This is a genomic window from Vibrio sp. 970 (assembly GCF_033339075.1).
This window is the reverse complement of the sequence record NZ_JAWOTW010000005.1, coordinates 101,083-114,913: the sequence shown is the minus strand read 5'-3', so window position 1 is coordinate 114,913 and position 13,831 is coordinate 101,083. Positions and strand designations below refer to the sequence as shown.

13 protein-coding genes and 1 riboswitch are annotated in these 13,831 nt (G+C 46.6%); of the genes, 8 read left to right on the top strand and 5 right to left on the bottom strand.

Annotated features, from left to right (window positions below):
* Window positions 1-44 precede the first annotated feature (44 nt).
* Complete coding sequence (locus tag R7Q11_RS09300; RefSeq protein ID WP_054576638.1) at window positions 45-392, top strand: gamma-glutamylcyclotransferase; 348 nt, start codon at window positions 45-47, stop codon at window positions 390-392.
* Window positions 393-441: 49 nt separating this feature from the next.
* On the top strand, window positions 442-804 hold the full coding sequence (locus tag R7Q11_RS09295) for a DUF2799 domain-containing protein (RefSeq protein WP_225466392.1): 363 nt from the start codon (window positions 442-444) through the stop codon (window positions 802-804).
* Between the two features lie 73 nt (window positions 805-877).
* On the opposite strand, the gene ppa is transcribed toward R7Q11_RS09295, so the two are convergent.
* Both ppa and fbp read right to left on the bottom strand, forming a co-directional pair.
* The gene (gene ppa / locus R7Q11_RS09290; RefSeq protein WP_005379635.1) at window positions 878-1,408 is read right to left on the bottom strand and encodes an inorganic diphosphatase; all 531 of its coding nucleotides are present in this window, start codon (window positions 1,406-1,408) and stop codon (window positions 878-880) included.
* 127 nt (window positions 1,409-1,535) lie between these two features.
* Window positions 1,536-2,552: a class 1 fructose-bisphosphatase gene (gene fbp, locus R7Q11_RS09285; protein ID WP_005383114.1), complete on the bottom strand. Its 1,017-nt coding sequence runs from the start codon at window positions 2,550-2,552 to the stop codon at window positions 1,536-1,538.
* A 312-nt stretch (window positions 2,553-2,864) separates the two neighbouring features.
* Here fbp and mpl point away from each other — a divergent pair, with 312 nt between their 5' ends.
* The 5 genes from mpl (at window position 2,865) to thiQ (ending at window position 8,438) form a co-directional block, all read left to right on the top strand.
* Window positions 2,865-4,223, top strand: coding sequence for a UDP-N-acetylmuramate:L-alanyl-gamma-D-glutamyl-meso-diaminopimelate ligase (mpl, locus tag R7Q11_RS09280; protein ID WP_225466391.1), 1,359 nt, complete (start codon window positions 2,865-2,867; stop codon window positions 4,221-4,223).
* A 5-nt stretch (window positions 4,224-4,228) separates the two neighbouring features.
* The gene (locus tag R7Q11_RS09275) at window positions 4,229-4,867 is read left to right on the top strand and encodes a flavin prenyltransferase UbiX (RefSeq protein WP_005379640.1); all 639 of its coding nucleotides are present in this window, start codon (window positions 4,229-4,231) and stop codon (window positions 4,865-4,867) included.
* Window positions 4,868-4,904: 37 nt separating this feature from the next.
* Window positions 4,905-5,041: riboswitch (TPP riboswitch) on the top strand.
* Window positions 5,042-5,113: 72 nt separating this feature from the next.
* Window positions 5,114-6,106 (top strand): thiamine ABC transporter substrate binding subunit, encoded by a 993-nt coding sequence (gene thiB, locus R7Q11_RS09270; protein WP_225466390.1) that lies wholly within the window; start codon window positions 5,114-5,116, stop codon window positions 6,104-6,106.
* A gap of 41 nt (window positions 6,107-6,147) precedes the next feature.
* Complete coding sequence (gene thiP, locus R7Q11_RS09265) at window positions 6,148-7,734, top strand: thiamine/thiamine pyrophosphate ABC transporter permease ThiP (RefSeq protein WP_017820277.1); 1,587 nt, start codon at window positions 6,148-6,150, stop codon at window positions 7,732-7,734.
* Window positions 7,734-8,438: a thiamine ABC transporter ATP-binding protein gene (gene thiQ, locus R7Q11_RS09260; RefSeq protein WP_005379648.1), complete on the top strand. Its 705-nt coding sequence runs from the start codon at window positions 7,734-7,736 to the stop codon at window positions 8,436-8,438. The genes thiP and thiQ overlap by 1 nt, the downstream gene beginning before the upstream one ends.
* 18 nt (window positions 8,439-8,456) lie before the next feature.
* Here the strand turns inward: thiQ and R7Q11_RS09255 are convergent, their stop codons facing one another.
* Window positions 8,457-9,404, bottom strand: a complete 948-nt coding sequence (locus R7Q11_RS09255; protein WP_225466389.1) for a LysR family transcriptional regulator — start codon at window positions 9,402-9,404, stop codon at window positions 8,457-8,459.
* A gap of 92 nt (window positions 9,405-9,496) precedes the next feature.
* Here R7Q11_RS09255 and R7Q11_RS09250 point away from each other — a divergent pair, with 92 nt between their 5' ends.
* A complete protein-coding gene (locus tag R7Q11_RS09250) occupies window positions 9,497-10,573 on the top strand; it encodes an alkene reductase (protein ID WP_025768366.1) in 1,077 nt (358 codons plus the stop codon).
* Window positions 10,574-10,636: 63 nt separating this feature from the next.
* Here the strand turns inward: R7Q11_RS09250 and R7Q11_RS09245 are convergent, their stop codons facing one another.
* Complete coding sequence (locus tag R7Q11_RS09245) at window positions 10,637-11,074, bottom strand: universal stress protein (protein WP_005379654.1); 438 nt, start codon at window positions 11,072-11,074, stop codon at window positions 10,637-10,639.
* Between the two features lie 45 nt (window positions 11,075-11,119).
* A complete protein-coding gene (locus tag R7Q11_RS09240; RefSeq protein WP_005383099.1) occupies window positions 11,120-13,699 on the bottom strand; it encodes a TRAP transporter permease in 2,580 nt (859 codons plus the stop codon).
* Window positions 13,700-13,831 lie beyond the last annotated feature (132 nt).

The window sequence follows — 13,831 nt, the reverse complement described above, 5'->3', positions numbered from 1 at the left end:
AGTGCTTTAACCTAAGCATACACAGTCATGACTAAGGAGTGGTTATGCAGCATTTGATTTTTGTCTACGGCACGTTACGCAAGGGAGAGTACAACCATCAGTATTTGCGCTCGGCGCAGTTTCTTGGTTTACATGAAACGGATGCTCAATTTGCAATGTATGACTTAGGCCCTTATCCAGCGTTGTCTGATGGGCAACGCTCGATTCAAGGTGAAGTGTATCTGATTGATGATGAAACCTTATCCGAGCTAGATAAGTTGGAAGATGTGCCAGTGGAATATCGCCGAGAGAGCATCGTTACGCCGTTTGGCCAAGCTTGGATCTACTTATATCAAGATACTGAGCAATTAACCGAAGAAATCGCTTCCGGCGATTGGTGTCAAAAGGTGTGAGCTATACTGACATTATCAATAGCAACGAGCTAAACACTAAGGAGTCACGATGAAAACATTCGTAATTGGAGTAATGGCGTTGCTTCTTGCTGCATGCGCACAAACAACACTACCGGCTTCGAATAATGTGACCGATTGGCAAGTGTTTGGTAAGCAGTCAGCTTTAGATGGATTACGGGAGTTATCTGAGGAGCGAATTGCGAAGCTGGATGATGTTAACCATGCGACGCCAGAACTGATAATGGCTTATCAAGCGGGTTACCAGCAAGGCAAACAAGAGTATTGTGAGCAAAGTGCTTATATGCTCGGTGTTATCGGGCGGCCGTATTTTGGCATTTGTGATGATGTTGACCCCTTCTTTCAACATGACTACGACGCTGGACGAATGTCTTCAGCAGGCGCACCTATCTAGTTGACACAGGTAAGATGAAAGCAAAAGAGCTGCCCTAGAGCAGCTCTTTTTAATTTTGTATCAGCAGTGATGCTTATTTTTTCTGAGCTCGCTCGTAAGATTCTAGGATTTCAGCTTTGGCGGCAGCAACATCTGCCCAACCATCCACTTTCACCCATTTGCCTGCTTCAAGCTCTTTGTAACGCTCAAAGAATTGCGTGATCTGCGCTTTCAGTAGTTCTGGGATATCGTCCACATCTTGGATGTGCTCGTACTCTTTCGAGATTTTTGAGTGGGGAACCGCAAACACTTTTGCATCTTCACCCGATTCATCTGTCATCTTCAAAACGCCAACAGGACGGCAGCGAATGACTGAACCTGGCATGAGTGGGTATGGTGTTGGTACCAATACGTCGACTGGGTCGCCATCAAGAGACAGGGTATTGTTCACGTAGCCATAGTTGCATGGGTAGAACATTGGTGCAGACATGAAACGGTCGACAAATACAGCACCAGAGTCTTTATCTACTTCGTACTTGATTGGATCTGCATTTGCAGGAATTTCGATCACGACATAGATATCTTCAGGCAGCGACTTGCCTGCTGGTACATGGTTTAAGCTCATTAGAATATTCCTTTTCATTAACGATGAGTCACACAAAAGCGGCTTCATCTGATGATAAATTCGCGTTTCACTTTAGCGACAAAAACGCGGCAGGTAAACACCTGCCGCGTTGGACAAAGGTCTGAAATTATTCTTCGTCGCGGTGCAGTTCAAGGAACTCTTCAACTTTGCGAACCATGTTCTTCGAACCCACAAAGAAAGGTACACGCTGGTGCAACTCAGTAGGCTTGATGTCCATAATGCGATTCACGCCGTCCGATGCAATGCCGCCAGCTTGCTCAATGAGGAATGCCATAGGGTTACATTCGTAAAGCAGGCGTAGCTTGCCTTGTGGGTGGCTTTGTGTGCTTGGGTAAAGGTAGATACCGCCTTTCAGTAGGTTGCGGTGGAAATCAGCAACCAGCGAGCCAATGTAGCGAGAAGTGTATGGGCGACCGTCTTCTGGCACGTTTTCTTGGCAGTACTTGATGTACTTCTTCACCCCTTGAGGGAAACGAATGTAATTACCTTCGTTGATGGAGTAGATCTTACCATCATCAGGAATCATCATGTTTTCATGAGAAAGACAGAAGCTGCCGATAGATGGGTCGTAAGTAAAGCCGTTTACGCCGTTACCAGTTGTGTATACCAACATGGTGGAGGAGCCGTAAATCACGTAGCCCGCAGCCACTTGCTTGTGACCAGGTTGTAGGAAGTCTTCTTCAGTTGGTGGAGTACCGATTGGAGAAACACGACGGTAAATCGAGAAGATAGTACCAACAGAGACGTTCACATCGATGTTAGAAGAACCATCAAGTGGGTCCATCAGTACTACATATTTGGCGTTTTGGTTGAGTTCTTTATTGAACGCAACTGCTTCGTCTTCTTCTTCACTGGCAACGCCACACACTTGATCACGAGCTTCAAGCGCGGCTTTGAACTTATCGTTCGCGTAAACATCGAGCTTTTGCTGATCTTCACCTTGGACATTTTCCGTGCCTACAGCACCAGTGATATCACCGAGACCCGCTGCGTTGATTTCGCGGTTAACGATTTTTGCAGCTAAACGAATGGAGGCTAAAAGGGATGATAGATCACCGCTAGCGTGGGGGAAATCCGCTTGTTTTTCGACAATGAACTCGCCTAGGGTGCGCAGTCCTGACATGGTTAATCCTTACATTTTCATTTCATTGGGGGTAGTGCGCAAGTGAGCATCTCTTTATGGATGTTAAACGATTGCGCTGGATGTAAGTTTAAGTCGCAGATCTTTTTAATGGTAATGAAGTAACTGTTTGAGATCTCAATTTATTTGTAGACTTATTTGAGGGATTCATCAGTAAGCAAGAGGTTGTACAGTCTGTGTTCAACCTTGTCATATTTGTGAAAGGGACTGCAAGAAGAAGGCTAAAGTCACTCGCTTTTCAGGCGGTAATCGCGATAATGAAAGCATTAAAAAACGCATTACAAGGTTTAGTTTATGCACATTCATATCTTGGGTATCTGTGGCACATTTATGGGCGGCGCAGCGATTCTAGCGCGCCAATTAGGACATAAAGTCACGGGTTCTGATGCCAACGTTTATCCGCCAATGAGCACACTGCTTGAGTCTCAAGGTATTGAAATTATTGAAGGCTTTGACCCGTCTCAACTCGACCCTCAACCAGATCTTGTGGTGATTGGTAATGCGATGAGCCGTGGTAACCCTTGTGTCGAGCATGTGCTCAACACTAACATGCGTTACACCTCTGGCCCGCAGTGGCTCAACGAGTTTTTGCTGCATGATCGTTGGGTATTGGCGGTATCGGGTACACATGGGAAAACGACCACGTCGAGCATGCTTGCTTGGATACTTGAAGATTGTGGTTATCAACCGGGTTTCTTAGTCGGTGGGGTACTCGGTAACTTCGGAGTGTCTGCTCGTTTGGGTGAAAGCATGTTTTTTGTCGTTGAAGCGGACGAATATGACAGTGCTTTTTTCGATAAGCGTTCTAAGTTTGTGCACTACCATCCTCGAACCTTAATCATGAACAACCTTGAGTTTGATCATGCTGACATCTTCGATGATCTAGAAGCGATCAAGCGCCAATTCCATCATTTAGTGCGAACTGTACCGGGCAATGGGTTGATCTTAGCGCCGAGGCAGGATCAAGCGTTAGCGGATGTATTAGAGCGTGGCTGCTGGACTGAAAAACAGTTCTCAGGTGAGGATGGTGACTGGCAAGCGCACAAATTAGTGCTTGATGGCTCAAAATTTGAAGTTACGTTGCAAGGTGAGAAGGTTGGTACCGTCGAATGGAATTTGGTGGGTGACCACAATGTGGATAATGCGCTGATGGCAATCGCTGCTGCACGACATGTTGGAGTCACTCCGGATCTTGCTTGCCAGGCATTAGGGCGTTTCATCAATACCAAGCGCCGTTTAGAGCTGAAAGGTGAAGAACAAGGTGTGACGGTTTACGATGATTTTGCGCATCACCCAACGGCAATTGAACTTACTGTCGGTGGTTTGCGTAACAAGGTAGGTGAAAAACGCATCCTTGCTGTGTTAGAGCCGCGTTCTGCCACCATGAAGCGTGGTGTACACAAAAATACACTTGCAGAGTCACTACACAGTGCAGATGAAGTCTTCTTGTTCCAGCCAGATAATATCGAGTGGTCTGTGCAAGACATTGCTGATCAATGCAAGCAGCCAGCGTTTGTCGATGCCGATATAGATAACTTTGTGGCTAAAATTGTCGAACGTGCTCAGCCTGGAGACCAAATTCTGGTAATGAGTAACGGTGGCTTTGGTGGTATTCACGGAAAACTTCTTGAGCAGTTAAAACAAAAAGCCTGATTGATATGCAAAACAAAACACAACCCTCTCATAAAAAAGCCATCACGTTGGCATTAACGGGCGCATCTGGTGCTCCCTACGGCCTTCGTCTTTTAGAATGCTTGGTTGCGGCGGATTATCATGTCTACGTTCTGATTTCTTCGGCAGCTCGTGTTGTGATGGCAACCGAGCATAATCTTAAGCTGCCAAGTGGTCCAGAAGCAGCGCAGCAAGCATTGGTAGAGCACCTGAACTGCAATCGAAATAACATCACCGTTTGCGGTAAAGACGATTGGTTCTCGCCGGTTGCCTCTGGTTCTGCTGCACCCAAGCAAATGGTGGTTTGCCCATGCTCTGCGGGAAGCGTTGCAGCCATAGCACACGGTATGTCGGACAACTTGATCGAACGGGCCGCTGATGTAGTAATGAAAGAGCGCGGGCAGTTGTTGCTCGTGGTTCGCGAAACACCATTTTCAACGCTACATCTGGAGAACATGCACAAACTGTCGCAAATGGGCGTCACCATCATGCCAGCAGCTCCAGGCTTCTATCATCAGCCAAAGAGTATTGAAGACTTAGTGGATTTTATGGTGGCGAGAATTCTTGACCACTTAGGTATTGAGCAAGGTTTGGTGCCTCGTTGGGGTTATGACCAGCGCTCGTGAGCTGATTGTGTAACCACTCAAATACCTTTACAATCCATCCAACTCATCGGGGAGCAAACCCATTTAGCATTGAGTCAATCAATGCATTGGGGCGCTGAGACCTAAGTGTTTAACTAGGGACCCGTATTACCTGAACCAGATAATGCTGGCGTAGGAATTGAGTCTGGATATTGGAAGTCCTTAATAGCCGCCTCAAACCCTGTGCCGCTCAACTTATTTCTCTGAAATACTCATGGAGAGCGAGCAGTGAAACCTACTCTAAATCTGATTGCCCTAGCTGCAATCACCTCTACTTCAGCGTTTGCCGCTGAAAACACATTAACCATCTATACCTACGACTCTTTTGCCGCAGATTGGGGGCCAGGTCCTAAAATCGAGCAAGCTTTTGAAGCAAAATGTGGCTGTGACGTTAACTTCGTAGCGTTGGACGATGGTGTGTCGATTCTGAATCGTCTTCGTCTTGAAGGCGGTAATAGCAAAGCGGACATCGTATTAGGTTTGGATAACAATCTGATGGCAGAAGCGAAGAAAACCGATCTGCTTGCCGAGCACAATGTGGATACGGCTAACACAGTGTTACCAAACGGTTGGAGTGACACTACGTTTGTACCGTACGATTACGGCTACTTCGCGTTTGTGTACAACAAAGAGAAACTGGCTAATCCGCCGAAAAGCATGAAAGAGCTGGTGGAAACGCGCAACGATCTGAAAGTGATTTACCAAGATCCGCGGACTTCAACGCCGGGCCAAGGCTTAATGCTATGGATGAAATCTATTTATGGCGACGATGTGACGCAAGCGTGGCAGAAGCTAGCGAGCAAAACCGTAACGGTCACGAAAGGTTGGTCTGAGGCGTATTCTATGTTCCTCAATGGTGAGTCCGATTTAGTGCTTTCTTACACCACTTCACCTGCGTACCACTTAATTGCGGAAAACGATTCGAAGTTTGCTACGGCGAATTTTGCTGAAGGCCACTACATGCAAGTTGAAGTAGCCGCCAAAGTGAAAGGGGCAAAAAATTCAGAACTTGCTGATCAATTTATGAGTTTCATTTTAAGTGATGAGTTCCAATCGGCGATGCCAACGGGTAACTGGATGTACCCAGTCACTGACGTTGAGTTACCTAAAGGTTTTGAAACTTTGAGTGTTCCAAGCAAGTCGTTGAACTTTAGTGCTGATGAAGTGGCAAAAATGCGTAAGTCTTGGATTCGCGAATGGCAAAGCGCATTGACGTTTTAGCTGACGTTTCCATCCTCATCTGAATGAGATAGGTTTTACCTTTGAATTCTGTTCCAAAAATAGGTTTAGGGGTCGCGATGATCATCGCGACCTTTGTTATTTCTGCCCTAGGTGCTTTGATTGTTCAAGCCCCTTCACTTGATGTGTCTGTGGTATGGGGCGACCCGTACTATCAACATGTCACCAAGTTCAGTTTCTACCAAGCGTTTCTTTCCACATTGCTCAGTGTTGGCTTTGCCATTCCAGTAGCGCACGCACTTTCGCGTCGCCAATTTATTGGTAAATCATTACTGCTTAAGCTGTTTGCATCGACACTGGTTTTGCCGGTTTTGGTTGGTGTTTTTGGGCTGTTAGCGATTTATGGCAACAGTGGTTTGTTGGCGCAGTGGTTGCAAAGTTTCGACACTAAACTGCCATTCTCTATTTACGGTTTGAACGGCATTTTACTCGCCCATGTGTTCTTTAATTTACCTTACGCGGCACGATTGCTTCTGCAAGCCTTGGAGTCTATTCCTGCCGAGCAGCATAAGCTTTGCGCGCATCTTGGGATGAGCCATTGGGATAAGTTTCGCTGGGTAGAATGGCCGCGTTTAAGGCAGCAGCTTCCCCACGTTTGTGGGTTGGTGTTTATGTTGTGCTTTACCAGTTTTGCCACTGTAATGGCGTTGGGGGGCGGGCCAAAATCCACCACCATTGAATTGGCCATTTACCAAGCGATTAAGTTTGATTTTGATTTACAAGCTGGGGCGTTATTGGCGCTGTGGCAGATGCTGTTATGTGGACTGCTTGCTATTGGAGTGCAGAAGTTAACAAGGCCTGTTTCTATCAGTGCTGGAAGCACATCGGTACAGCAATATTTAACGAAGGATCATGGGTGGTCAAAAGCTTGGGATAGCTTTTGGATCATAGGTGCCTTTTTACTGGTAATACCGCCGTTATTGATGGTGTTACTGAGTGGCATCAACCAACAAGTTTGGACAGTATTAACCGATGAGCGTTTTTGGTCTGCGCTATTGAACTCCCTCAAAGTCGCCTGTGTCGCTAGCGCGCTTGCGGTCGCTGCAGGGGTGTCCATACTATTGACCAGTCGCCGTTGGCGGTTGCAGTACAAAAACACGCGAGCCGATCAGATTGAGTTAATCGGCACCGTTATTTTGGTGACTCCAGGTCTGGTGATTAGCACCGGTTTATTCTTACTACTGCGCGCATTTACCGATGTTTTTAGCTTGGCATTTTTTGTCGTGATTTTGGTGAACGGTTTGATGGCTTTGCCTTACGTGATCAAAACGCTAGCGCAGCCAATGCTGCACATTGAACAACAGTATCAGTATGTATGTGCCAGCTTAGGCATGCGTGGCTGGCAACGGTTTAAAGTGGTGGAGTGGCAGGCGCTACGCAAGCCGTTTGCACATGCGTTTGCGATCAGCTTTATGTTTGCGATTGGCGATTTAAGTGCTATTGCGTTGTTTGGCGGACAAGAGTTCCGCACTTTACCTCTGTATTTATTCCAGCTGCTTGGCAGCTATCAGATGGACGCGGCTGCGGTGGTATCGGTGACCTTATTGTTGTTGAGTGTGGGCTGTTTTGCCTTGATTGAGAAAGTATTGAAAACGAAGGAGAGAGCGTAATGTTAGTGTTGGATGATGTGCAGTACACCTACCAACGTGAACTGTTTCGTTTTGACTTAACGATTGAGCAAGGACAGATTGTGTCGCTGATGGGACCAAGTGGGGCAGGGAAGTCAACCTTGCTGGCGTTGGTGGCAGGATTCATCCATCCTGACCGTGGTGATATTTGTGTTGATGGTGAGTCCATTGTGCGTAAAGAGCCTTATCTGCGTCCGTTCTCTATGTTGTTCCAAGAGCACAATTTGTTTGCTCACTTATCGGTGCGTGACAACATCGGTTTGGGCTTACACCCAGGGCTAAAGCTTACGGTGGACCAAAATCGTCAGATTGAACAAGCCGCGCAGCAAGTTGGTGTTGCAGAGTACCTCGACCGTTTGCCAGAGCATCTTTCTGGTGGCCAGCGTCAACGTGTTGCCTTAGCGCGTTGTTTTGTTCAGCCTCATCCCATGTGGCTATTGGATGAGCCGTTCTCGGCGCTTGATCCGGTGTTGCGTGAAGAGATGCTGAGCTTGGTAAAAAAACTCGCAGCAGAGCGGGGAATAACCGTATTGATGGTCACGCACCATTTAAGCGATGCCAAAGCGATTGCCAGCCACTTTGTGTTTGTGGCAGATGGTAAAGTGGAAGCCGCGGGTGATATGTCTGCATTGAGTGAACAGCATGCTAGTGAGAAGCTTGCGGCATTTATCCGAGCAGCATGCTAGTGCCTGATAGTTGCTAGGTTATGCTTCTCCGCAACACAAACCATGCCGAGGTCCAAATTCAAATTGAGATCTTAAGCTCATGATATGGTCAATCATTGCTTGTACACGCCGCGGGCGGTTTGCTCCAGGACGATAGACTAAATAAATAGGCATTGATACCGTGTGCCATTGCGGTAACACTCTGACTAAGGTGCCACTTTCTAGCTCTTGCGTCATGTTCTGCACAGGTAAGTTAGCGATGCCTAGTCCTTTAAGTGCGCCTTTCAATATTGCTTCTACAGTTGTACTTGAGAAGTTACTGGTTATTGAAACATTGACGGTATTATCGTGTGAGATCAGCGTCCAAGGCCCTATTTCTGAAACATATTGATACCTCAAACAGTTGTGTTTTGTCAGGTCTTCTGGCGTTTCAGGTACGCCGAACTCAGCTAAATACTCAGGGCTAGCAGCCAGAACTCGAGTGGTATAGCCTAATTTTTTTGCGATCAATCGATCATCAACTATCTGACCGACTCGAATTGCCATATCAAAGCCGTGTGAAAAGAGATCAACAAAATCGTTCGATGCTTCTAACGCAATTTGTACTTTTGGCCATTGTTTTAAAAATGGCAAAAAGATGTGTTCCGCCATATACGCATCCAACGCTGGTGGCGCGGAAATACGCAGCCGGCCTTGGATCTGTTGTTCCATCTCCTGTACGTCATGGCCAATTGAGTGGAATTCCTCAACTAAGCTTGCAGCACGCTCTAAAACCATTTGGCCAGCTTCGGTGATCACTAACTTTCGGGTTGTGCGCTCTAGCAGTTTGGCTTCAAAGTGTTGTTCGAGTTTGGTTATGGCTTTACTAACAGTAGATTTCGGTAGGTTTAACTCCAGCGCGCACTTGGTTAAGCTCAGTAGTCGACAGCTTGTGACAAAGATAGAAAGCGTTCTAAAGTCAATTGTTTCTAAATTGCGAACAATCACTTTCAATTATCCATATTGTTTCAATATTGATCTGATTATAGTCTGGCACCTCATCCTTAGCCATCAAGTTATTGTCATTTGAGGTAAACAACATGTCCAACTCTGTAGACTTATTTTCTCCTATCGAACTCGGTCAATTAGCATTAGATAACCGTGCCATTATGGCGCCTTTAACGCGAGCTCGTGCTGGCGCAGACCATATTCCTAATGACCTTATGGTTGAATACTACGCTCAACGTGCGAGTGCCGGACTTATCATTGCTGAATGCACCATGGTGATGGAAGGTACGTCTGCTTTCATGGCAGAGCCGGGTATTTACAACGAAGAGCAAATCGCAGCTTGGAAAAAGGTAACGGATGCGGTTCATGAGAGAGGCGGTAAGATTGTACTGCAAATTTGGCATGCGGGACGAGCTTGTCATCCTGATCTGAATGAAGGAAAAACACCTGTAGCGGCGAGCGCATTGGCCATTCGTGATGAATTAGTCCATACCCCTTCGGGTAAGCAAGCATATACGGTACCACGAGCACTCGAAGTGGATGAGATAGCTTCCATTGTTGCGGCGTTTAAACAAGGTGCAGAAAACGCCAAGAAAGCAGGCTTTGATGGGGTCGAGATACATGGCGCCAATGGTTATCTTATTGATAACTTCCTTCGTGACGGTTCAAATTTACGTACCGATGAATACGGTGGTTCGGTTGAAAATCGTGCTCGATTTTTACTTGAGATAGTGAAAGAAGTCGTTGAGGTGTGGGGACCTGGAAGAGTCGGTCTACGTACATCTCCGCTAAATGGATTTAATGACATGAAAGACAGTGATCCAGTTGGCTTGGTGCGTTACTTAGCAGAGCAACTTAATTCTTTCGATCTTGCTTATTGGCACGTGATGCGTGCGGATCTGAAAGGCGTACAAAAAGCAGATGTTCTCAAGCCAGCACGCGAAAACTATCAAGGTCACTTAATGGCGAACGTGGGCTACAGTGCACAAGAAGCGGCAACAGCAATTGCAGAAAACAAAGTTGATGTGGTCGCATTTGGCGTTCCCTTTATCGCAAACCCAGATTTAGTCGAGCGATTTAAGAAAAATGCACCTCTTAATGAGGCGAAACCAGAACACTTTTATTTGGGTGGAGCAGAAGGTTATACCGATTACCCAGTGATGGCATAACCCTTACTTGTTTAATATAAAAAGGACGCTAATGTTAGCGTCCTTTTTCGTTTTTGTATTTACTTAGCCTTGCGGTTTTACGACCATCACATTGATTGGAGAATATTCCACAACCTTACTCGCGACGGAGCCAAGCATTACTTTATTGATTTTAGAGCGCTTGTGACTTGGCATAATGATGAGATCAGCGCCTAAGCGTTCTGCATAATCAAGAATGGTCGCGTAGGCCTTGCCTTCAGCAACATGCACTTGGTAAACCACATCTTCAGCAATATGCTCATTAGCGAAAGTTTTTAGTTGCTGCTTCACGTCTTGCTTCATTTTGGCCGCAGCATCTTTCGGAAAGTATGTGGCAACCATCGACATGTGAATACCAGGTAGTACCGTCAGAAGATGGATTTGAGCATTTGCTTGCTTTGCCTGCCAAACCGCTAGTTCAACCGCTCGGTCTGAAAAGCCTTGGTCATTTAGATCAACCGGAACAAGAATTTGTTTGTACATTCAATGTCTCTCATTAAGGCCCCTTTATCCTCGGGGCCAAATCGGTTATGCGCTCAATTGTTCCTTACGAGCACGACGTTTTTGGTTCATTGCAAGCACCAGCAAAATCATTAAGCATGGTACAAACACCCACTCTTTCATCGGACGGTCTGCATCCTGGATAACCCACTTGATTTCCCAATCAAAGTCGATACCTGCGGACTCTGCTGGACTACCAAATTCAACCATATCGACAATCATTTTGTTGTCACTTTCGGTCAGCATCAGACCCATAGATGAAATACGTGCGTCTGCTGTTGTCGCACTGTCTTCGAATGGAAGACGAACCGTTTTCTCAATGTAGTCGCCCTCAAGGTTTTCACCGGCAACACGTAACTCCAATGATTCTCCTACATTTAGTGTTTCCGTGATTTGAGCTACCTCAACGCCAGGAGAAAGAACTTTCGCTGGGTACAGCATGTCCCACCAAAAACCTGGACGGAAAAACGAAAACGTCAGTACTAATAATAGGACTGTTTCCCACCACTTGTTACGCGTGAACCACCACCCTTGAGTTGCCGCAGAGAAAATCAGCATTGCAATGATCGATGAGATGACCGTGAGTGCCAAATGCCACCAAGAGTCGATCCCCATTAACAATAGCTGGGTATTGAACACAAACATGAACGGCAAAATAGCGGTTCGAATATCGTAAGTAAAACCTTGGATACCAGTACGAATTGGATCTGATTTCGCAATTGCTGCTGCTGCAAAAGCCGCAAGGCCTACAGGTGGGGTATCGTCGGCCAAAATACCAAAGTAGAAAACGAACAAGTGCACCGCTATCAACGGAATAATTAAGCCATGTGCTGCGCCGAGCGTAACAATAACCGGCGCCATTAGCGTAGAGACCACGATATAGTTCGCCGTTGTTGGCAGACCCATCCCCAGAACCAAGCTAATGATGGCGGTAAAGAGCAGCATAAGAATGATGCTGCCACCAGAGATAAACTCGACGAAGTCGGTCATCACTAGGCCGATACCCGTTAGTGTAACAACACCAACAACGGTGCCCGCTGCCGCGGTTGCAACGCCGATACCAATCATATTGCGCGCACCAGAAACTAAGCTCTCGGCAAGATCGACAAAGCCATCTTTGGTTTGCTGAAGCATGTCACCTTGCTTTGACAGCAGTGCAATCAACGGACGTTGAGTCAGCAAAATGAAAATCATGAACACCGTTGCCCAGAATGCCGAAAGGCCAGGTGAGAAACGTTCGACAGTCAAACACCAAACCAATACGACGATAGGGAGTAGGTAGTGCAAGCCTGACTTAACGGTTGGGCCAGGATCAGGTACTTCTGTTAATTCTGCATCAATCTCAATTGCGCCATCTTGCACGTGATTTGCTGAGACTTTCACCAACCCAACGTACGCGATTAATAGTGCGACGGTAACAATTGGTGTCGCGGCATCACCAAAGACGTCCTTTGTCCAACCCACTCCGTAGTAAACCAATGCGCTGATCACACACAATCCTAAGATTGTGCCAGTAAAGGACAGCAGACTTTGTACTAGTGTTGGGTTGTGGCGACGAGGAAGGCCTGTCATGCCTGCTTTACACGCTTCAAGGTGAACAATGTAAATTAAAGCAATATAAGAGATTAGCGCTGGAAGTAGGGCGGCTTTAATCACCTCAACGTAGGAGATACCGACGTATTCCACCATCAAAAATGCTGCTGCACCCATGATTGGCGGTGTTAACTGACCATTGGTTGAAGCCGCTACCTCTACCGCACCCGCTTTTGTGCCGGGAAAGCCAACACGCTTCATCAGTGGAATCGTAAAGGTGCCAGTTGTTACTACGTTTGCGATTGAAGAACCAGAAACCAGACCAGATAAACCTGATGCAACAACGGCCGCTTTAGCTGGACCACCTTTCATATGGCCAAGTAACGAGAAGGCAACTTTAATGAAGTAAGCACCAGCACCAGCGCGTTCCAGCATTGCTCCAAACAATACAAACAAGAAGACAAAAGAGGTAGAAACACCTAGCGCAACCCCAAATACGCCTTCTGTTGTTAGCCACAAGTGAGACATGGCCTTGTTCAAGCTTGCCCCTTTGTGCGCGATAACGTCAGGCATGTAAGGGCCTGCAAAGGTGTAAGTAAGGAAAACAGCAGCCACGACCATTAATGGTGGACCAAGAGCTCGGCGTGTTGCTTCTAAAAGGAGGATCATACCGATAACAGCAACAACGATATCAACCGTTGTCGGTGCGCCTGAGCGTCCTGCTAGCTCGGTATAAAAAAGGTATATATAGGCTGCTGAAAAGCTGCCAGCCAACGCGAGTATCCAATCAACAAGAGGGATATGATCGCGAGGAGAATTCTTCATCGCTGGATAAGCAGTGAAAGCCAAAAAGATCGCGAAAGTAAGGTGGATAGATCGCGCTTCCGTGTCGTTCAGTACGCCAAAATTGAAAATAAATGGTAACGGGGATGCGTACCATAATTGAAATAGTGACCAACACAGAGGAACAAACCAAAGGATTCGTCCTTGCATTCCCGAAGGGCTACGTGCACCTGTGTCTGCCTGAGCCACCATTTCTTGCACATCTTGTGACGGAGCTTGATTCGTCGCCATGTACTTTTTCCTTATTATTGATGGTCCTGTCTGATTTTTATCGAGAACCACACTTCGCCTCTATCAGTGTAGTGAATGGAGCGAAGTTTGCTTTCGAGTATTTTGCTGCCTGAACTCAAAGTGTTGATTGTT

Excerpts from the sequence above, each read along its gene's own strand:
- mpl (WP_225466391.1), top strand. The coding sequence starts at position 2,865 with ATGCACATTCATATCTTGGGTATCTGTGGCACATTTATGGGCGGCGCA.
- R7Q11_RS09245 (WP_005379654.1), bottom strand. The coding sequence starts at position 11,074 with ATGTACAAACAAATTCTTGTTCCGGTTGATCTAAATGACCAAGGCTTT.
- R7Q11_RS09250 (WP_025768366.1), top strand. The coding sequence starts at position 9,497 with ATGTCCAACTCTGTAGACTTATTTTCTCCTATCGAACTCGGTCAATTA.
- R7Q11_RS09300 (WP_054576638.1), top strand. The coding sequence starts at position 45 with ATGCAGCATTTGATTTTTGTCTACGGCACGTTACGCAAGGGAGAGTAC.
- thiQ (WP_005379648.1), top strand. The coding sequence starts at position 7,734 with ATGTTAGTGTTGGATGATGTGCAGTACACCTACCAACGTGAACTGTTT.
- fbp (WP_005383114.1), bottom strand. The coding sequence starts at position 2,552 with ATGTCAGGACTGCGCACCCTAGGCGAGTTCATTGTCGAAAAACAAGCG.
- R7Q11_RS09295 (WP_225466392.1), top strand. The coding sequence starts at position 442 with ATGAAAACATTCGTAATTGGAGTAATGGCGTTGCTTCTTGCTGCATGC.
- R7Q11_RS09275 (WP_005379640.1), top strand. The coding sequence starts at position 4,229 with ATGCAAAACAAAACACAACCCTCTCATAAAAAAGCCATCACGTTGGCA.
- ppa (WP_005379635.1), bottom strand. The coding sequence starts at position 1,408 with ATGAGCTTAAACCATGTACCAGCAGGCAAGTCGCTGCCTGAAGATATC.
- R7Q11_RS09240 (WP_005383099.1), bottom strand. The coding sequence starts at position 13,699 with ATGGCGACGAATCAAGCTCCGTCACAAGATGTGCAAGAAATGGTGGCT.